Consider the following 18,112-nt stretch of genomic DNA (forward strand, 5'->3'; position numbering starts at 1 on the left):
CGGGATTGATGGCGCGGGTGGGAGGCGGCCCTCGCGAGAGCTCAGCGCTCGACTTCGCGATTCCAGCGCTTGGTCCAGTCCTCGCGCTTCTCGTTGATCGCCGTCCAGTCGGGATTGTAGAGCTTCGCCGCGCGCTCGCCGATCGGCGCCATCTTGCCGAGCCCCTCCGGGATCACCAGCGATTTCAGCACCGGCCCGTAGCCATATTCCTTCAGCAGCACGAGCTGGATCTTCGGATCAAGCAGCATCTTGATGAAGGCGCCGGCGAGCGGCGACGCGTTCGGCTTGGCGATCGGGCACGCGGTCGTGAGCAGCGTAGCGGCACCTTCCTTCGGGTAGACGAAGTCGACGGGGAAACCGGTGCTGGCAAAACTCTGCACGCGGCCGGTGCCCCATACCGCGAGCACCGCCTGGCCGGACTGGAACAGCTCGGTCATCTTGCCCGGCGACGGCTCATAGACGAGCACGTTCGGATTGATGTCGTTCTTGAAGATCTTGAAGCCGGCATCGACATTGGCTTCGCTGCCGCCGTTCATCCGCGCCAGCATCAGCAGCGCTTCCAGGCCGTAGGTGTTGTTGATCGGCGGAATGACGAGCTGCTGCCGGTATTTTGGATCCTTCAGATCGTTCCAGGACGTCGGCGGCGCCCAGCCCTTCTCGGCAAACACCTTGGTGTTGTACATCAGGCCGGTCGCGACGATGCCGATCGCAACCGCGCGATCGTCCTTGAAGCGCGCCGTGTCATAGAGATCGACGTTGGAAAGACCATCGAGCTTGCCGCAGAAGCCAAGCTGGATCGCCTGGTACATCGGACCGTCGTCGACGATCGCCACATCGATCTGCTGGTTGCCCTTCTGGGCCTGCAGCTTGGCGAGCGTGTCGGTCGAGTTGCCGGCGACATATTGAACCTTGACGCCGTTGGCTTGCTCGAACGCGGGGATCACCTCGTCGCGCATCGTCTTCTCGTACGAGCCGCCGTATCCCGCGACGTAGAGCGTCGTCGGCTGGGCCGAGGCCTGCACGACACCGAGACCAGCGCCGCCAGGCTGGCTGCGCACAGAAGGCGAAGAGTCTTCATCGTCCAAGCTCCCATTTCGCTGCGCAGCGGCGTCCCGGCAGTCGATGACCGGGAGGCGGCGCGGTGGTTGGCCTTGCGCCCGTCCAGAGCTCGGCCGAGCAATAAAACGGTATCGAAAAACCGCCAACGTCCTTTCAGCCATTCCAATCTGCTGAAAAAACATGCGGCATCCAGACTTGATGAAAAAGATCGCAGCCCTCGCTTTCGCCGTCCAATGAATAATGGCAGGCTCCATATGCCGAAATATTATGAAGGACGAACAAGGTGGCGCGGATCAATCCACGGCAGGTCGAGGCCTTCAGGGCCATGATGCTGACCGGCAGCGTGACCGAGGCGGCCAAGCTGATGGCCGTGACCCAGCCGGCGGTGAGCCGATTGCTCCGCGATTTCCAGGCGCTGCTGAAGATGGAGTTGTTCGAGCGGCGTGGCAGCGGGCTGGTGCCGAGCACGGCGGCCACGGCACTTTATATGGAGGTCGAACGCTCCTTTGTCGGCCTCGAGCGCATCACCGCGGCTGCCGAAGAAATCCGCAGCCGTCGCACCGGCACGCTGCGCATTGCCGCGCTGCCTGCGCTGTCCAACGGCTTCCTGCCGCGGCTCACCGGACATTTCCTGAAAGAGCGGCCCAATTTCAACCTCGCCTTCTTCGGCGTGATCTCGCCGATCGTGATCGACTGGGTGCTGAACAATCAATGCGACATCGGCTTTGCCGAGGCCCCGATCGCGCATTCCGGCCTGCCATGCGTGCGGATGCCCGCGCTGCCGCGCGTCGCCATTCTTCCCGCCGGCCACCGGCTCGCCAGCAAGGCCACGCTCGAGCCGGGCGATTTCGAGGACGAGACGTTCATCTCGCTGTCGGCGGGCTCGACTGGCCGGCACCTGATCGACCAGGCCTTCAGCCGCCACGATGTCCGCCGGATCCTGCGCGTCGAAACGATGCTGTCAGAGATCATGTGCGGGCTGGTCTCGTCCGGCCTTGGCGTTGCGCTCTGCGATCCGTTCACGGCGCGGGAGTTCGAGAGCCGCGGCGTCGTGGCGCGCCGCTTCCTGCCGCGGATCGATTTCGAATTCGCCGCGGTGTTCCCACCGCAGCGGCGCCCCTCGCCCGTCGCGCTCGAACTGGTGGAAACCCTGCGGCAAGCGCTCGTGGCGCTGGATGAGGAAACCGCCGGTCCGGAGCATCACGCCGAGCGGCGGAGCGCCGATCACCTAATTATGAAGTCTAGCTGATAAGTTAATCTTTACAGTTTACCTTCATATCGGTTAATCAGCCGACATGAATAGTTCACCCGCCCGCGCCGGCTCAGCGCGCACCTCCGCGCTGGCCGAAGACCTTCGTTTGCTGATCGGCACGCTGAAGCGCCGGCTTCGCGAGCAGGGGCAACGTGAAGACCTGCCGCCGTCCCAGGTTGCGGTCCTGCTTCGTCTCGAAAAGCACGGGCCCGCGACCGTATCCAGCCTGGCGCGATCGGAGGGAATGCGCCCGCAGTCGATGAGCTCGGCGATCGCAGCGCTCGAGGCCGCCGGCCTGGTCCGCGGCGCGTCCGATCCTGATGACGGAAGGCAGACCATCATGTCGCTCACCGACACCTGCCGCGAGCGGCTGCGCACCGGCCGCGCGGCGCGGCAGGACTGGCTCTCGCGCACCATCGCCGCGCGGCTGACGCCGCGGGAGCAGGAAGAGCTCGCCGCCGCCGTCGGCCTGCTGAAGCGGCTGGTCAACGATTGATGCGGCCGCGCCGATCGCGCGAAACATCCGCTGGACAAGGAAACGATGATGGCTCTGACGACGCTCGATCCGGTCACCGCCCTCATCGTCGTCGATCTGCAACGCGGGCTCGTCGGCTCGCCCTTCATGCATCCGTTCGCAGACGTCGTGGCGCGGACCTGCGCGCTCATCAGCGCATTCCGGCAGCGCGGACTGCCGGTCGTGCTGGTCAATGTTGACGGCGTTGCGCCGGGACGCACCGAGCGGCCGCGCCAAGGTGGACATTTTCCCGACGGCTGGACCGACCTGATCCCGGAGCTCGAGCGGCAGCCGGACGACATTGTCGTGACCAAGCGGACATGGGGCGCGTTTGCGAGCACCGATCTCGAGAACCAGCTGAGAGCCCGCGGCGTCACGCAAGTCGTGATCGCCGGCGTCGCGACCGGCACCGGCGTCGAATCCACCGCGCGGCAAGCCTATGAGGCGGGCTTCAACGTCACGCTGGCGACCGACGCCATGACCGATGTGCGGCCGAACGCGCATGCCTACAGCATCGAACACGTGTTCCCGCGGCTCGGCGAAGCCGGCTTGACGCAGGCGATCATCGACCTCCTTGAAAGGACCAACGCGCATGAACTGGCTTGACCTCGTCGCCTACTTCTTTGGCGGCGCCTTCCTCACCAACGCCATCCCGCACGTCGTCGCCGGCATGATGGGCGAACCGTTCCAGAGCCCGTTCGCGAAACCGCCGGGCGAAGGCCTGTCTTCATCGACCGTCAACATCGTGTGGGGCTTCTTCAACCTCGCCGTCGGATATCTCTTGGTCTGCCGCGTCGGCGACTTCGGCTTGAGGACCACCAGCGACGTCGCAGCGCTCGGCCTCGGCGGCCTCCTGATCGGCCTGTTGCTGGCGCGGCGGTTCGGACGGTTTCACGGCGGCAATGAACCGCACCGAACATGAGACGCGTCTTTCGATCGCTGGCGAGCTTCAACTACCGGGTCTGGGCAGCCGGCGCGCTGGTGTCCAACATCGGCACCTGGATGCAGCGCGCCGCCCAGGACTGGCTCGTTCTCACCCAGCTCACGCAGCATAGTGCATCCGCCGTCGGCATCGTGATGGCGCTGCAGTTCGGACCGCAGCTGCTGCTGATGCCGTGGACCGGATATGCCGCCGATCATTTCAACCAGCGCAAGCTTCTGATGGCGACGCAGGCGACGATGGGCGCGCTCGCGCTGATGCTCGGGATTCTCACCGTCACCGGACTGGTGCAGCTCTGGCATGTCTATGTTTTCGCCTTCCTGTTCGGCTGTGCCGCCGCGCTCGATGCCCCGGTGCGCCAGACCTTCGTTGCCGAGCTGGTCAGCGACACCAACCTCTCGAACGCGATCGCGCTGAACTCGACCTCGTTCAACGCCGCGCGCATGATCGGCCCCGCGGTTGCCGGCCTCATCATCGCCTCGGTCGGCACCGGCTGGGCGTTCCTGTTCAACGGCGCATCGTTCCTCGCGGTGCTGACGTCGCTGACCCTGCTGCGCACCTCCGAGCTGCGGCCGAATGCGCGGGCCCATCGCACCAAGGGCAGCGTCATGCAGGGCTTCCACTATGTGTGGTCCCGCCCCGATCTCCGGGCGACGCTGATCATGCTGTTCCTGATCGGCACCTTCGGACTGAACTTCCCGATCTTCATCTCGACCATGGCGGTCGGCGTGTTCCACACCGATGCGCGCGGCTTTGGGCTGCTGTCGTCGATAATGGCGCTCGGAACCATGTCGGGTGCGCTGCTGGCCGCAAGCCGCGACCAGCCGCACTTCGCCTCGCTGATGCTGGGATCGGCGATCTTTGGGCTGGGCTGTACGCTGGCGGCATTGGCGCCGAGCTATTGGCTGTTTGCCGCGGCACTGGTCGTGATCGGCGTCGCCGCGCTGACCGTCACCAACACCTCGAACGCGCTGATGCAGCTTTCGACCGAGCCCGCGATGCGTGGACGCGTGATGGCGCTGCGGCTCGGCGTGGCGCTCGGCGGCACGCCGATCGGCGCACCGATCGTCGGCTGGGTCGCCGATCATCTCGGCCCGCGCTGGGCGCTCGGGGTCGGCGCCGCCGCCGGCTTTGCCGCCGCGATCGTCGCCATTGCTTTCCTGTCGCAACGGGATGTCGAAGCAAGCCAACTGCCGCCCGCGGTGAAGCGGTAAGCAGTTCGGTCAAGCCGACGCTTAAAATCACAAAAGAACCTCGATCAGACGGGGACCGGGATCTTTCATCGCGCTGGCGAACTGGTTCGCGAATTCCTCGACCGACGTTGCGCGGCTCGCCTCTACGCCCATGCCGGACGCGAGTTTGACCCAATCAAGCTCGGGATTGTGCAGATCGAGCATCGAAAAGGCCTTGGGTCCGGGATCGCCGGCTCCGACCCGCCCGAGCTCGATGTTGAGAATCGCGTAGGAGCGGTTGGCAAAGATCACCGTGGTGACGTCGAGCTGCTCCCGGGCCTGCGTCCACAACGCCTGCAGCGTATACATCGCTCCACCGTCACCGTGGAGACAGACGACTTTCCGGTCCGGGCAGGCGACCGCAGCGCCTGTGGCGAGAGGGATGCCCTGCCCGATCGCACCACCGGTCAGCGTCAGATGATCGTGCGGCGCGATCGTGGCTGCAAACCGATGCATGCCGCCGCCTGCCGTTGCGCCTTCGTCGGAAATGATGGCCCCATCAGGAAGATAATGGGCGATGACCTGTCCGGCCGTCCGCGCATCAAGCGGACCGGCCGGAATGTCCGGCTTGTTCAATGCGCCGACGTGCAGCGGCCGACCTGCAGCCTTCACTGCGTCGGCGAGGGCCTCCAGGGCGACGACGCCATCCTCATGCGCGTGGGCGAGATAGAGAATCCGGCAATGCTCGGGCGTGCACCAGGACGGCTTGTTCGGATAGGCGAAGAAGCTGACAGGAGGCTTGGCGCCGACCAGGATGAGCTGCTCCGTCCCGCTCATGAACTCGACAATTTGCTCGGCAAAATAGGGAATGCGTTCGACCTGCACGCGGCCGGCTCCGCGCTGGCAACGCGGCGCGAAGGTATCGCAGGCGATCCGTGCGCCGGTCGCCGCAGCGATCCGGCCGGCCGCGTTGAGCCCGCGCTCCTTCAGCGCGGCCCCGCGGATCAGTATCATGGTTTTCTTTCCAGATCGGAGCGCGGCCGCAGCCTGGTCGATCGCCTCGGTCGAAACCTCTGCCGGCATCGGCTTCGGCAAGGCCGGCGCCGGGCGCTCGGCTTCCAGCCAGGCGGTGTCGGCGGGCAGGATCAAGGTCGCGATCTGACCGGGATATTGCAGCGCCGCCTCAACGGCACGAGCTCCGTCCGCAGCGACAGTCTGGGCACTTGCCGACGAATGCACCCACGCGGAGACCGGCCGTGCGAACCCATGGACGTCGGAAGCGAGCGGCGCGTCATATTGCGCGTGATAGGTCGCGTGGTCACCGACGATATTGACGATCGGTGTCGCCGCGCGTCGCGCGTTATGGAGATTGGCCAGTCCGTTCGCGAGTCCCGGCCCGAGATGCAGCAGCGTCGCGGCGGGCTTCTCTGCCATGCGACCATAACCGTCGGCCGCGCCGGTCACCGCGCCTTCGAACAGGCCAAGCACGACCCGCATGCCCGCGACCCTGTCGAGCGCTGCGACGAAGTGCATCTCCGACGTGCCGGGATTGCCGAAACAGACCTCGACACCCGATTCGACGAGCGTCCGCAAAAGACTTTCCGCGCCGTTCATGCCGTTTCTCCGTCGTGCGGTTGATCGCCTGGCTCGTTATGATGTTCCCACCCGGGCGTCCGGTTTCGTCTTGTCAGACGAAGGCGCTCAATCCCGTGATCGACTTGCCGACGATCAGGGTGTTCATCTCGCGGGTGCCCTCATAGGAATAGATCGCCTCGGCATCCGCCACGAAGCGGCCGATATGGTTCTCAAGCAGGATGCCGTTGCCGCCGAGCAGCTCGCGCGCGTAGCCGACGGTCTCGCGGCATTTGACGGTGCAGAACGCTTTCGCGAGCGAGGCGTGCTCGTCCAGCATCACGCCTTCATCCTGCAACTGCCCGAGCCGCAACATCATCGCCTGCGTCGCGGTGACGTTGCCGAGCATCCTGACCAGGAGATCCTGCACCAGCTGGAAGCCGCCGATCGGTCTGCCGAACTGCTGCCGCTCGGTCGCGTAACGCAGCGCGTGCTCATAGGCACCCATCGCACAGCCGACGGCGAACCACGCCACCCCGGTCCGGGTCATGCGCAGCACCTTGGCGGTATCCTTGAAGGTGTTGGCGTTCTGCAGGCGGTCCGCCTCGGGAACGCGGCAGTCCTTCAGGGTGATCAGGCCGTTCTGCACCACGCGCAGCGCCATCTTGGTCTTGATCTTCTCGACCGAGAAACCGGGATTGTCCTTAGCCACGACAAAGCCCTTGACCTGGTTGGAGCCCTCTTCGCGCGCCCAGATCACGTTGATGTCGGCAAAGGTGGCGTTGCCGATCCACTTCTTCTGGCCGTTGAGGATCCAGACGTCACCCTCGCGCCGGCAGGTCGTGAGCATCCCGCCTGACGTGGCGGAGCCGACCAGCGGCTCCGTGAGACCAAACGAGCCGATCTTCTCGAAGCGCATCATCGCCGGCAACCAGCGCTGCTTCTGCGCCTCATCGCCGCACAGATAGATCGAGCCTGCCGAGAGCCCGGTGTGGACGCCCCAGAAGGTTGCCACCGAGGAATCGACCCGCGCCAATTCCATCGCGACAAAGCCGTTCAGAAGCCAGCTGCCGCCGGCCGCGCCGTAACCCTGATAGCCGACGCCGCCGATGCCGATCTCGGCCATCTTCGGGATGATCGCGAACGGAAATTCGTCGCGCGCCCAGAACTCCTCGATCACGGGCGCGACCACGTCTTCGGTGAACTCACGCACGCGCCGCACCAGCGCGCGTTCCGTCTCGTTCAGGACGTTGGCAATCCCGTAGAAATCGCCGTTGATCGGCGGCGGCGCGTAGTCCGGCTTGGCGGCCCGTGTTGCCTGCGCGTTTGCCATGGTGTCCTCCCTGATGCCTGGCGATGTTTCGCCTTGATATCTCGCGCTCCCGGCAGAACGCGACGTCCTGCCGGGATTCGTCGTGTCGTGACGTCAGGTCGGCTTGTTCGGACGGACGCTGCTGCGGAACTCCTCAAAACTTTCCTTCATGCGGTCCTGGATGATCTTGACCGCGTCGGTGGTCGACTGCCGCGCGGTCGACGCGCTGTCCTGGGCGCCCTTCACCGCAATATCGAACATCTTCCGCGCGAATTCGGTCTGCAACGCGAGGTTCTCGTGGACCTTGCCAAGCGGCTTGTATTCGCGCGCCAGCGTCGAGGCCTCGCGCAGCCCGGCCTCCAGCACCTCGCGCTGCTTCTGCGCCACCGATTGCGCGCCTTGCGCCGCGACCTTCGCGCTCTGGCCGAGCGCTTCGAGGTTCTTCTTCTGGGCCTGCAGCAATTCGTCCACGTTCAGCTTCGGCAAGCCGAGATCACTACCGAACTTCCGCAGCATATCGATGTATGAGCTGTTATCCGTCATGATGTCCTCCCTGTGGTTACGATTTTTGCCGCCCGTCTCCGGACGTTGGAACGAGATCCCTGAGGTAACTGGTGGTGCGCGTGAGCAGCGATGACGACACGGCCTGACGGCTCTCGTCAGCCAGGAATGCCTCGATCAGGCCGGCGGTTTCCTTTGGCCGCGTCACCATGAACAGGTGCCCGTCGTCGATCATGTGCAGCTCGGCGTTCGGGATCAGGCTTGCCATGATCTGACCGTTGATCGGAGGCACCAGCGGGTCGTCACGGCCCATCAGGATCAGCGTCGGCTCCGGCAACGACCACAGCCATGGCAGGCTGGTCCAGCCGGTCATCGCGAGCAGCTGATAGAAGTAACCCATGCTGCGCACGCCATGCATCGCCGCCGCATGCCGGCCGATCAGGGACGGGTCATCGCGAAACGCCCCGCCATAGATGTCGGCGGCGACCGTCTTCATGTAGCCCTTGTCGGTGTAGCGGCGCGGCGTCGCCATCTTCCACAGCACCGCAGGGCTCGCCGGCACCATGGTGAAACCCGGCGCGGTCGCGGCAAGCACCAGCCGCCGGCAGCGCTTTGGAAACTGATGCGCGAACTGCTGCGCAATTCCGCCGCCCCAGGACACGCCGGCAACATCGACCTCGGCATGGCCGAGCTCTGCGACAAGATCGGCGGCGAGCCGCGCCAGCGTTGACGGGCGATAGGGCCATGCCGGCCTTGGCGACCCGCCGACGCCGGGCACATCGAAGATGATGGCGGTCGTATTGGTGAGCGCTTCCAGGAACGGCCGCGCCAGCTCCCAATTGGCACCGATCCCGTTGAACAGCAGCAGCGGCGGCCCGCTGCCGTCACCGTGCCGGATCGCGACCTGGAGCAGCTGGCCGTCGATCGTGATCTGCCGTGTCTCGATCGCGCCGCGCTGCGCAACGGCTATCGACCCGGCCTTGTCAGCGCTGGTGAGATCTTCAGTCAAAGACGTAGGTTCCTGGAGCCGCAGCAAGGGTCGGATAGCGCGTGCTGCCGAGCACGGCCGGCGCATTGACCTCGTCGCCCGAGCGCGGCTGCAGCCAGTCGCGCCAGTCGAGCCACCAGCTCCCCTTGCGCTTTTCGGCCGAAGCCATGAACGCATCGGGCTTGTCGGTGGAGATCGGCCCGATCATGAAGGACGCCTTCGGATTGCTCGGCGGATTGATCAGGCTCTGCAGGTGCCCGCTGCTCGACAGCACGAAGGTGGTGCCTTCGCCCATGATTTGCGCGGTCTTGTAGACGCCCTTCCACGGCGTGATGTGGTCGGTCATGCCGGCGACGACGTAGCTGTCGGCCTTGACCTTGCTCATGTCGATGGTCTTGTCGTTGAGCTTGAGCTTGCCGGCGTTGACGAACGGGTTGGAGAAATAGAGATCGAGATAGTCGCCATGCAGCGCCGCCGGCAGGCGGGTCGTGTCCGCGTTCCAGTACAGGATGTCAAAGGCCGGCGGCTGGTTGCCGAGCAGATAGTTGTTGACCCAGTAGTTCCAGATCAGATCGTTGGGCCGCATCCAGGCGAACATCCGCGCCAGGTCATGGCCGTCGACGATGCCGCGCAGCTGCGACGAGGCCTTCGCCGCGCGCATGGTCTCGGGTGTCATCAGGCAGCCGAACGTGCTCTCCTCGGCCGAGTTGGGGTCGAGCAGGCAGACCGCCAGCACCAGGTTCTTGATCTTCTTCTCGGCGGCGCTGCCAAGCGTCGCGAAATAGGCTGACGCGGTGATACCGCCGGAGCAGGATCCCATCATCGAGATGTCCTCGCTGCCGGAAATCTCGCGCGCTGCGTCGACGGCCTCGTCCAGCGCTGCGACATAGGTGTCGAGCCCCCAGTCGCGGTGCGCCGCGGTCGGGTTGCGCCAGCTCACCGCAAACACCTGGATGCCGCTCTCGAGCAGGAAGCGCACCATGCTCTTGTCCGGCGAGAGGTCGAGCGCGTAGTACTTGTTGATCTGCGGCGGCGTGATCACCAGCGGCCGCTTCCGAACCGTCGGCGTCGTCGGCGTATACTGGATCAATTCGAGCAGCTCGTTGCGGAAGATCACGGCGCCCGGGGTGGTCGCGAGGTTCTCGCCGACCTTGAAGGCGCTCATGTCCACCATCGACGGCATGCCGCGATTCTGCGTCAGATCCCCGATGTAGTTCTTCAGGCCGGACCACAGGCTCTGTCCGCCGGTGTCGATGAACTTGCGGACCGCCGCCGGGTTGGTGAGCATCGTGTTGGTCGGCGCGACGGCGTCGATCAGGATTTCCGTGATCAGGTGCGCGCGCTGCTTGTCGATATCGCTGAGGCTGGTCTTGTCGACCAGGCCGTTGACCGCCTCGCCCCAGGCCAGATAGGCCTTGAGCAGGCCAGAGTGCAGCGAGCTCTCCTTCCAGGTCGGATCGGCGAACCGCTTGTCGCCCGCCTTCGGCGCGCGCTCGGACTTGCCGGACACGATGGAGCCGAGTTCGCCGACGAAGGACAGCCACTGCTCGGTCGCGACCTTGGGTTCGTTGATGACGGCCTTGAACAGGATGCCGGCGCCCTCGACCAGGTCCTGGCCCTGGATGCCGACCAGTGGATTGAGCGCCAGCGTATTCCTGGACGCCGCCTCGGACACGTCAGACGCCGGCGAATCCGGACCGCGATTTTCTGTGCTCATTGCTTTGCTCCCGCCGCGGGAATCAGAAGGGCCAGCGTTTCGGCGATCAGCGCTGGCTTCTCCGAGCCTTCGACCTCCAGCGTGTTCTGGGTTTTCATGATCACCTGACCGCCGTCCTTCGGCTCGATGCCGGCAAGCACGACGCGCAACCTGACGCGGGCGCCGGACGGCACCGGCGCCAGAAAGCGGACCTTGTCGATCCCGTAGTTCAGGCCGGCTGCGGCGTCGCGCGGGATGATGCCGACCTGCATCGCAAGCGGCGCCACCATCGCGAGCGTCAGATAGCCATGCGCGATCGGACCGCGGAACGGGCTCTCGCGCCTGGCCCGCTCAACGTCGACATGAATCCACTGGTGATCGCCGGTGCAGGACGCAAAGGCGTCGATACGTTGCTGGTCGACCGTGACCCAGTCGGAGATTCCGAGCTCCCGTCCGACATGTTCGCCCAGGCCGGCAAGCGTGAGGTTGCTCATCTTGTGGTCCTCCTCGATCCCTTCTCGGCTGCGCCTGCGCGCTCACATGTTGCCGTACTGCTCGCGCAGCTCCTTCTTGTTGATCTTGCCGACGCTGGTCTTGGGGATGCTGTCGATGAACAGGATCGTCCCGGGGATGCCGTATTTCGAGATGACGCCCTTGTCGGCGAACACCTTGAGGTGGTCCTTGATGGCGACGTCGCTGAGGCCGTCGGCACCGGAGGGCTTCTTGACCACCAGCGCGAGCGGCCGCTCGCCCCATTTCTCGTCCTTGACGCCGATCACCGCGGCCTCGGCAACACCGGCGCATTGCGTGATCAGATCCTCGATCTGCAGCGACGAGACCCATTCACCGCCGGTCTTGATCACATCCTTGATGCGGTCGGTGATCTGGACGTAGCCGCCCGGGCTGACCACCGCGATGTCGCTGGTGTGCAGATAGCCGCCCTCCCAGAGCTGCTCCGAGCCCTCGGGATTGTTGAAGTAGCCCTGGGTGAGCCAGGGTGCCCGCAGCACGATCTCGCCGGCGGACTTGCCGTCATGCGGCACGTCCTTCATGTCGGGATCGACGATGCGCAGGTCGACCAGCGGGCCGGCGATGCCGGCGCGGGTGCGGAATTCGACCTCGCCGTCGGGATCGCCGCCGAGGTCCTTGGATTGGACATGGGAGACCGCGGCGAGCGGGCCGGTCTCCGACATGCCGTAACCGGCGAAGATGTCGATGCCCGCCGCCAGCGCCTGCTTGGCCAGCGCCTTCGGCAACGCCGAGCCGCCGATCACCATCTTGAGACCTTTGAGATCGACGTTCGCCGCAGCGGCGGCGTTGAGCAGCATCTGCAGGATGGTCGGCACGCCGTGGGTGAAGGTGACGCCTTCGCTCTTGATCAGCTTGACCAGCATCGCCGGCTCGTAGCGGCCGGGATAGACCTGCTTGGTGCCGGCCAGCGTCGCCGACCAGGGGAAGCCCCAGGCGTGGACGTGGAACATCGGCGTAATCGGCATGTAGACGTCGTCGCGCGAGAAACGCCCTTGCGTCCCCGCCATGCCGAACAGCGCGAGCCCGGCGAGCGAGTGCAGCACGAGCTGGCGGTGGCTGTAATAGACCCCTTTCGGCAGGCCGGTCGTCCCGGTCGTGTAGAAGGTGGTGGCCTGGGTGTTCTCGTCGAAATCGGGAAAGTCGTAGTCGGGCGAAGCGGCAGCCAGCAGGCTTTCATATTCACCGATGAAGGACAGGCTGCCGGTCTGCGGCGACGGCTTGTCCGACATCACGATCATCCGCTTGACCTTGGGCAGTTGCGCCTTGATGCCTTCAAGCAATCCAACGAACTCGTCGTTGACGAGCAGCGTCGATGCGCCGGCGTGATCGATCGTGTAGGCGATCTGCTCCGGCGACAGACGGACATTCACCGTCTGCAGCACCGCCGCCATCATCGGGATCGCGAAGAAGGCTTCGAGGAAGCGGTGGCTGTCCCATTCGAGCACGCCGACGGTGTCGCCGGGTTCGACGCCTGCCTTGCGGAGCGCCGAGGCGAGGCGGCCGATCCGCTCTCTGGTCTGCCGGTAGGTGAAGCGCTTGAGATCGCGATAGACGATCTCCTGGTCCGGCGCCTGCACGCGCGGCGTGTGCCAGAGCTGCTTGAAGATGAGTGGATATTGATAGGCGGATTGGGCAGTCTGAATCAGTCTTCCAACCATGGAAGCCTCCCTCGACCTGGCATGTCCTCCGGCCAACGTCCGCATTTCTTAAGCGAGCGGATCGCGTGGTCTGCCGTCTTTTGTCACGACGGCCTGACCGTATGACATTAGGACGAAGCCTCGCGTGACGCCCGAGATTTGTGAAGGTCCGAAACGGACATCGGCGGGGTCTTAGCCGGACAAGCTGCTCTCATTGACGGCAGCCGTCTTGAACAAAGCTGCTCTCTCTGACGCCGGCGGCGTCTTTTCGACGCGCTTTCTGCTGCCTTGCAACAAGGGCGAACCCGCTGATATGTCTGCGGATATGACTGGTGATATTTCTTGGGTTGTGCCGCGAACCAGTTATGTTCCGTGATGATGGCGAACGGCCGCCGCTTCGGAGAAGCTGGATCGTCTCAAGCGTTGTCATCTCTATTTGCTGCGCCGCAGGAAAGGCTGGTGCGAGTTGCAACCAACCACGCGACCGAAGAGACCCCTGGGCCCTCGCAGCGACATGCTGAGCGTCGGCGCCGGCGACAAGGTCTACGAGACAACCAAGCTCGGCGCCGTCTTCGACATGCTGGCGAGTCACGGCGTCCCGGCCGACGCCATCCTGCGCAACACGAACATTCCGCTTGCCGAGGTTCATTCGCCGCAAGCGCGGATCTCGCTGACGCAGCTGATAACGGTCTGTCAAAACGCGTTGCGCCTGTCGACCGACCGTCATCTGCCCTATCGAATCGGTGCGTCGATCCACATCTCGACGTACGGAATGTACGGCTATGCGCTGCTGTGCTGCCCGGACTTCCGCAAGGCGATGGAATTCGCGATGCGTTATCACGCGCTCGCGGCGCCACTGGCTGCGATCGACTTCACTGAAGACAAGGCCCATGCGAGATGGACCATCGAGCCCAATCTGCACGCGTTTGCCGATCCCGCGCTCTACCGCTTCGTCGCCGAGATGCAGATCGGCATCCACATCTCTCTGATGCGCGACATCATGGGGCCGGGCTTTGTCCCCTCCGAAATCACGCTCGCTTACCCGCAGGCGGCGGACTTCGATCTCCCGCTCGACCATGTCGGATGTCCGGTGCGCTTCGATCAGCCCGCCAACCAGATCGTCTTCAAGGCGCAATTGCTGGACCGGAGCGCGGATCTCGGCAACAAGACGACATATCCGACCATCGTGGCGCTCTGCGACGACTTGCTCGGAGACTTGAGATTACGAACCGGCGTTGCCGGCAAAATTCGCGCCATCCTGCTCCGCGACATCGCAAATCCCCCGACGTTCGAGGCCATCGCCAAGCAGCTCGGCGTGAACGACCGGTCGTTGCGGCGTCAGCTTCGTCAGCAGGGCTTTTCCTTTCGCGGACTGCACGACGAGCTGCGCACCCAGATTGCCCTGAAATATCTCCGCAACACCACGCTGGCCAACGAAGACATCGCGCTGGCGCTCGGCTTCAGCGACGCGGCAAACTTCCGGCGCGCGTTCCACCGCTGGACCAACAAGGCGCCGAGCGACATCCGCGGCGAATAGTTGCGGGACCGTCGCATCATCTCGCGCGCGAACGCACAGCTTCTAGAAGGCGTAGGACGTCTTGCTCGGCTGCACGGTCAGCCGAAACGCGACATCGGTCGAACCATCCATCAGCTCGATCATGTGGCCGCACACCAGGCAGCGAAACTCACCTGCGGTGCCACCCTTCGACGTCAATTCGATCCGGCGATAGCCGGCCTCGCAATGGGGACAAGTCACATCGGATTTGCGCATCGAATCAGCAAGCGGTTGCTCTCTGCAGTTTTCCCACACACCCATCGTCGGAAATGTGACGGCCGCCTAGCTGGATGTAGGTCGACCGGAGCACCGGGAATTTGTGCTGTCCTTTCAACCGAAAAATTCCCGAGAGCCGCAAGAGCAATGCTGGGCCACAGGCAAACAAAGCGAATGCGCTAAAAAACGAGCGAGCGCTCTCTCAGAAAATTTGCTCATCCCCCTTTTCCGACGGCCGTTTCGTAGGCTAGGAATGACGCAAGGGCGCAAAGCCCACACCCGGACCAGCAACAAAATGAAATGGTCCGGGAACATAGCCAGGGAGGCAATTTGGGTCTCGCGCGTCAGCGGCCGGGGACGAATGCGTTCGCGATGGAGGTGCTTTGCGCACGCATCCTCGAACGTCATCGCGATTCCATCCGGGTCCAGAAAACGCATCTCGCCCTTCCGAACCTCACGCGCATCATCGGCGCGACGCTCACGCTTTCCAACAAGCACGGCTTTCACGCCACCACCCTGCGCCAGCTCGCAGAGGCCTCCGGCCTCAGCATGGGCGGCCTCTACACCTATTTCGACAGCAAACCGACGCTGCTGTCGATGATCCTCGGCGAGGTCGCCGAGACGGCGGCGGAGGTCCTCAACTCGCCGCCCGCCAACGTCAAGCAGGATGCGCGCAAGCATCTGCACTGGATCATCGCGACCCATATTCGCATGAGCGAGGCGATGCAGCCCTGGTTCGTGTTCTGCTTCATGGAAGCGAAGTCGTTTCCGGCCGCAGAACGCCAGCGCGCCATCGAGATGGAGGTGATGACCGAGAAGATCATCGCCGACGTCCTCAGGCAGGGCGTTGCCAGCGGGGTCTTCGCGATCGATCAGATCATGCTGACGGCCTCGCTGATCAAGCCGCTGCTGCAGGACTGGTACGTCAAACGCTGGAAATACCGCAGACGCGGCACCTCGATCGAGGCCTACATCAACGCCGTCGGCACGTTTATCGACGCCGCGGTCGCCGGCAGAGCGCGGCCGAGCCGCGTCGCGACCACCTCCCGCGCAAAATCCAGGCAGACGGGAACAGCCATAGCCGCAGGAAGGACGAGGCAATGAAGCGATTGCGGTTCAATCAGCAGGAGATCGTCTTCGCGGTATTTGCTGCCCTCTTCCTGGCGTTCTCGATTTTCCTGCGCGGCTTTCTGACCCCGGAGAACATGCTGACGCTGCTGCAGAACGTGGCGGTGCTCGGCATCCTCGGGCTTGCGATGGCGATCGTCGTGATCGGGCGCGGCATCGACATCTCCCTGATCGCAGCCCTCGCGGTACCTCCGGGGCTCGTGCTGCAGATGGTGCAGAACGGCCACTCGCTGCCGGCCTCGCTGCTGACGGCCGTGCTGCTCACGATCGGCTTCGGTCTGGTCAATGGCTGGCTGATTGCCTACGCCGAAGTTCCGTCGCTGTTCGCGACACTGGCGAGCGGCCTGCTGCTCGCCGGCCTCGGCCAGACCGCGCTGTTCCAGCTCGACGTCGTGCAGTGGAGCGACGGCATGGCCGGCTTCGAGCGGCTCGGACAAGGTACCATCGTCGGCATTCCGACCTCGATCGTGATGTTCGCGATCGCCTGCGCGGTGGTTGCGTTCCTGCTGCGCCGGACCCGCTGGGGCGCCTACATCTACGCGATCGGCGACAATCCCTATGCGGCCCGCGTCACCGGCATCCCCTCGCGCCCGATCATCGTGCTGCAATATGTCGTCGCGGCGCTGATCGGCTGCTTCGCGGGTCTGGTGATGGCGGCCTCCGTCAACTCGATGCCGACCCGCATCTTCAATTCGACCCTGATCTATGACGTCATCCTGGTCGTCGTGCTCGGCGGCATCGGGCTGTCCGGCGGCCGCGGCGGCGTGCTCAACGTCATCATCGGAACGTTGCTGATCGGCACCATGCTGAACGGCATGACCATCATGGACATCTCCTACGCCGGACAAAATCTCGTCAAGGGTGTCGTCCTGCTGCTCGCGGTCATCACGGATTCATTCCTGAACCCGCGCAACGAAGAAACCGCACAGCAGGGCGACATCTGATCAAGCAGAGAAACAACCATAACCAAGGAGGAAGCGATGAAGCGCATTGTCAGTTCTGCAAAGGTGACCGCCATAGCACTGGGGCTTGCGGCCATCGCCGCACCGGCCCTGGCCCAGCAGGGCCTCGACGAGCCGTTCCAGAAGCCGTTCAAGGAGGCTCTCGCCGGCAAGACGGTGGCCTACGTTCCGGTCGCCATGAACTTCGACCTCACCGAAGGCTGGTACGCCGGCATGAAGAAGGAGCTTGAGCCGTTCGGCGTCAAGTTCGAGATCCGCGATCCGAACTGGAACACCAATGCCGGCGCGCAGGCGGTGACCTCGCTGATCTCGGAAAAGCCGGCCGTGATGGTGATCCACAATCCGGACGTGCAGACCTATGCCAAGCTGCTGCAGCGCGCCGAGAACGAAGGCATCTACGTCATCCAGATCAACATGGGCTCGGCCTATCGCTCTTCGGCCTTCGTCGGCGCCAACTGGATCGAGATCGGCGAGAAAGACACTGAGGCGGTGGTGAAGGCCTGCCAGGGCAAGTCGAACAAGATCGCCATCGTGCAGGGCGCGCTCTCGGCGGCGGCCAGCGCCTACACGCTCAAGGGCGTTGAGAACGCGCTCGCCAAGCATCCTGAGATCAAGGTAGTGTCGAGCCAGGCGGCCGACTGGGATGCCGCGAAGGCCAAGGCGATCACCCAGACGGTGCTGAAGCAGAATCCCGACCTCTGCGGCATCGTCGGCTTCTGGGACGGCATGGACATCGGCACCGCAGCCGCGGTGAAGGAAGCCGGCCTGACCGGCAAGGTGTTCGTGGCGACCTCCGGCGGCGGTGAACGCAAGGGCGCCTGCGAGCTCGTGAAGTCCGGCGCCTTCGACCTCAACCTGAGCTACGACGTGCCGACCCAGGCCGCGCAGATGGCCGGCACGATCAAGTGGCTGCTGTCGTCGGGCGCCAAGGCCGGTTCGATCAAGGGCTCGGAATACACGACCCTGATTCCGATCACCAAGGAGAACGCGGACAGCCAGACCGCGTGCTGGAACCTCAGTGACCTGAAGAAATAGCCTCGCCATTCCCGCTCGACGTCCCGGGTCACGCCCGGGACG

General features: G+C 64.3%; 17 protein-coding genes and 1 pseudogene. 9 read left to right on the top strand and 9 right to left on the bottom strand.

Features of this window, described 5'->3' with window-relative positions:
• Nucleotides 1-41 precede the first annotated feature (41 nt).
• Nucleotides 42-1,078, bottom strand: a pseudogene (locus tag V5279_RS42115) (ABC transporter substrate-binding protein).
• Between the two features lie 264 nt (nt 1,079-1,342).
• Here V5279_RS42115 and V5279_RS42120 point away from each other — a divergent pair.
• Genes V5279_RS42120 through V5279_RS42140 form a run of 5 tightly spaced genes read left to right on the top strand, consistent with a single transcriptional unit; the run spans nt 1,343 to nt 4,979 of the window.
• Nucleotides 1,343-2,308, top strand: coding sequence for a LysR substrate-binding domain-containing protein (locus V5279_RS42120; RefSeq protein ID WP_166299537.1), 966 nt, complete (start codon nt 1,343-1,345; stop codon nt 2,306-2,308).
• A 46-nt stretch (nt 2,309-2,354) separates the two neighbouring features.
• A complete protein-coding gene (locus tag V5279_RS42125) occupies nt 2,355-2,807 on the top strand; it encodes a MarR family winged helix-turn-helix transcriptional regulator (RefSeq protein ID WP_338692773.1) in 453 nt (150 codons plus the stop codon).
• A 48-nt stretch (nt 2,808-2,855) separates the two neighbouring features.
• Nucleotides 2,856-3,431 (top strand): isochorismatase family protein, encoded by a 576-nt coding sequence (locus V5279_RS42130; RefSeq protein ID WP_338692775.1) that lies wholly within the window; start codon nt 2,856-2,858, stop codon nt 3,429-3,431.
• A complete protein-coding gene (locus V5279_RS42135) occupies nt 3,418-3,747 on the top strand; it encodes a hypothetical protein (protein WP_338692777.1) in 330 nt (109 codons plus the stop codon). Before V5279_RS42130 ends, V5279_RS42135 begins: the two co-directional genes overlap by 14 nt.
• The gene (locus V5279_RS42140; protein WP_338692779.1) at nt 3,744-4,979 is read left to right on the top strand and encodes an MFS transporter; all 1,236 of its coding nucleotides are present in this window, start codon (nt 3,744-3,746) and stop codon (nt 4,977-4,979) included. The genes V5279_RS42135 and V5279_RS42140 overlap by 4 nt, the downstream gene beginning before the upstream one ends.
• A 27-nt stretch (nt 4,980-5,006) precedes the next feature.
• Here V5279_RS42140 and V5279_RS42145 read toward each other — a convergent pair whose 3' ends face one another.
• The 7 genes from V5279_RS42145 to V5279_RS42175 all read right to left on the bottom strand — a co-directional run bounded on the left by V5279_RS42145 (nt 5,007) and on the right by V5279_RS42175 (nt 13,195).
• Nucleotides 5,007-6,551: an acetolactate synthase large subunit gene (locus V5279_RS42145; protein ID WP_338692781.1), complete on the bottom strand. Its 1,545-nt coding sequence runs from the start codon at nt 6,549-6,551 to the stop codon at nt 5,007-5,009.
• A gap of 73 nt (nt 6,552-6,624) precedes the next feature.
• Complete coding sequence (locus tag V5279_RS42150) at nt 6,625-7,842, bottom strand: acyl-CoA dehydrogenase family protein (protein ID WP_338692783.1); 1,218 nt, start codon at nt 7,840-7,842, stop codon at nt 6,625-6,627.
• 93 nt (nt 7,843-7,935) lie between these two features.
• Nucleotides 7,936-8,364 (bottom strand): phasin family protein, encoded by a 429-nt coding sequence (locus V5279_RS42155; RefSeq protein ID WP_029083155.1) that lies wholly within the window; start codon nt 8,362-8,364, stop codon nt 7,936-7,938.
• Between the two features lie 16 nt (nt 8,365-8,380).
• Nucleotides 8,381-9,331 carry a poly(3-hydroxyalkanoate) depolymerase gene (gene phaZ, locus V5279_RS42160; RefSeq protein ID WP_338692786.1) on the bottom strand — a complete coding sequence of 317 codons (951 nt, stop codon included), beginning with the start codon at nt 9,329-9,331 and terminating at the stop codon, nt 8,381-8,383.
• The gene (locus V5279_RS42165) at nt 9,324-11,027 is read right to left on the bottom strand and encodes an alpha/beta fold hydrolase (protein WP_338692788.1); all 1,704 of its coding nucleotides are present in this window, start codon (nt 11,025-11,027) and stop codon (nt 9,324-9,326) included. The genes phaZ and V5279_RS42165 overlap by 8 nt, the downstream gene beginning before the upstream one ends.
• Nucleotides 11,024-11,500 carry a MaoC family dehydratase gene (locus V5279_RS42170; RefSeq protein WP_166299552.1) on the bottom strand — a complete coding sequence of 159 codons (477 nt, stop codon included), beginning with the start codon at nt 11,498-11,500 and terminating at the stop codon, nt 11,024-11,026. The genes V5279_RS42165 and V5279_RS42170 overlap by 4 nt, the downstream gene beginning before the upstream one ends.
• Nucleotides 11,501-11,542: 42 nt before the next feature.
• Nucleotides 11,543-13,195, bottom strand: a complete 1,653-nt coding sequence (locus V5279_RS42175) for a fatty acid--CoA ligase (RefSeq protein ID WP_338692791.1) — start codon at nt 13,193-13,195, stop codon at nt 11,543-11,545.
• 493 nt (nt 13,196-13,688) lie between these two features.
• Here V5279_RS42175 and V5279_RS42180 point away from each other — a divergent pair, with 493 nt between their 5' ends.
• Nucleotides 13,689-14,711 carry an AraC family transcriptional regulator gene (locus V5279_RS42180; protein WP_338692793.1) on the top strand — a complete coding sequence of 341 codons (1,023 nt, stop codon included), beginning with the start codon at nt 13,689-13,691 and terminating at the stop codon, nt 14,709-14,711.
• Between the two features lie 42 nt (nt 14,712-14,753).
• Here V5279_RS42180 and V5279_RS42185 read toward each other — a convergent pair whose 3' ends face one another.
• A complete protein-coding gene (locus V5279_RS42185) occupies nt 14,754-14,945 on the bottom strand; it encodes an MJ0042-type zinc finger domain-containing protein (protein ID WP_029083160.1) in 192 nt (63 codons plus the stop codon).
• Nucleotides 14,946-15,317: 372 nt separating this feature from the next.
• On the opposite strand from V5279_RS42185, the gene V5279_RS42190 reads away from it, so the two are divergent.
• The 3 genes from V5279_RS42190 to V5279_RS42200 are packed head-to-tail and all read left to right on the top strand — an operon-like array spanning nt 15,318 to nt 18,070.
• On the top strand, nt 15,318-16,049 hold the full coding sequence (locus V5279_RS42190; protein ID WP_338701701.1) for a TetR/AcrR family transcriptional regulator: 732 nt from the start codon (nt 15,318-15,320) through the stop codon (nt 16,047-16,049).
• On the top strand, nt 16,046-17,017 hold the full coding sequence (locus tag V5279_RS42195) for an ABC transporter permease (RefSeq protein ID WP_338692797.1): 972 nt from the start codon (nt 16,046-16,048) through the stop codon (nt 17,015-17,017). The genes V5279_RS42190 and V5279_RS42195 overlap by 4 nt, the downstream gene beginning before the upstream one ends.
• Nucleotides 17,018-17,053: 36 nt before the next feature.
• Nucleotides 17,054-18,070 carry a sugar ABC transporter substrate-binding protein gene (locus V5279_RS42200; protein ID WP_338692799.1) on the top strand — a complete coding sequence of 339 codons (1,017 nt, stop codon included), beginning with the start codon at nt 17,054-17,056 and terminating at the stop codon, nt 18,068-18,070.
• Nucleotides 18,071-18,112: the final 42 nt, after the last annotated feature.

Source organism: Bradyrhizobium sp. 26S5 (genome assembly GCF_036923295.1).
GTDB classification, from domain to species: domain Bacteria; phylum Pseudomonadota; class Alphaproteobacteria; order Rhizobiales; family Xanthobacteraceae; genus Bradyrhizobium; species Bradyrhizobium septentrionale.

Excerpts from the sequence above, each read along its gene's own strand:
- V5279_RS42125 (WP_338692773.1), top strand. The coding sequence starts at position 2,355 with ATGAATAGTTCACCCGCCCGCGCCGGCTCAGCGCGCACCTCCGCGCTG.
- V5279_RS42130 (WP_338692775.1), top strand. The coding sequence starts at position 2,856 with ATGGCTCTGACGACGCTCGATCCGGTCACCGCCCTCATCGTCGTCGAT.
- V5279_RS42135 (WP_338692777.1), top strand. The coding sequence starts at position 3,418 with ATGAACTGGCTTGACCTCGTCGCCTACTTCTTTGGCGGCGCCTTCCTC.
- V5279_RS42140 (WP_338692779.1), top strand. The coding sequence starts at position 3,744 with ATGAGACGCGTCTTTCGATCGCTGGCGAGCTTCAACTACCGGGTCTGG.
- V5279_RS42145 (WP_338692781.1), bottom strand. The coding sequence starts at position 6,551 with ATGAACGGCGCGGAAAGTCTTTTGCGGACGCTCGTCGAATCGGGTGTC.
- V5279_RS42150 (WP_338692783.1), bottom strand. The coding sequence starts at position 7,842 with ATGGCAAACGCGCAGGCAACACGGGCCGCCAAGCCGGACTACGCGCCG.
- V5279_RS42155 (WP_029083155.1), bottom strand. The coding sequence starts at position 8,364 with ATGACGGATAACAGCTCATACATCGATATGCTGCGGAAGTTCGGTAGT.
- V5279_RS42165 (WP_338692788.1), bottom strand. The coding sequence starts at position 11,027 with ATGAGCACAGAAAATCGCGGTCCGGATTCGCCGGCGTCTGACGTGTCC.
- V5279_RS42170 (WP_166299552.1), bottom strand. The coding sequence starts at position 11,500 with ATGAGCAACCTCACGCTTGCCGGCCTGGGCGAACATGTCGGACGGGAG.
- V5279_RS42175 (WP_338692791.1), bottom strand. The coding sequence starts at position 13,195 with ATGGTTGGAAGACTGATTCAGACTGCCCAATCCGCCTATCAATATCCA.
- V5279_RS42180 (WP_338692793.1), top strand. The coding sequence starts at position 13,689 with ATGCTGAGCGTCGGCGCCGGCGACAAGGTCTACGAGACAACCAAGCTC.
- V5279_RS42185 (WP_029083160.1), bottom strand. The coding sequence starts at position 14,945 with ATGCGCAAATCCGATGTGACTTGTCCCCATTGCGAGGCCGGCTATCGC.
- V5279_RS42190 (WP_338701701.1), top strand. The coding sequence starts at position 15,318 with ATGGAGGTGCTTTGCGCACGCATCCTCGAACGTCATCGCGATTCCATC.
- V5279_RS42195 (WP_338692797.1), top strand. The coding sequence starts at position 16,046 with ATGAAGCGATTGCGGTTCAATCAGCAGGAGATCGTCTTCGCGGTATTT.
- V5279_RS42200 (WP_338692799.1), top strand. The coding sequence starts at position 17,054 with ATGAAGCGCATTGTCAGTTCTGCAAAGGTGACCGCCATAGCACTGGGG.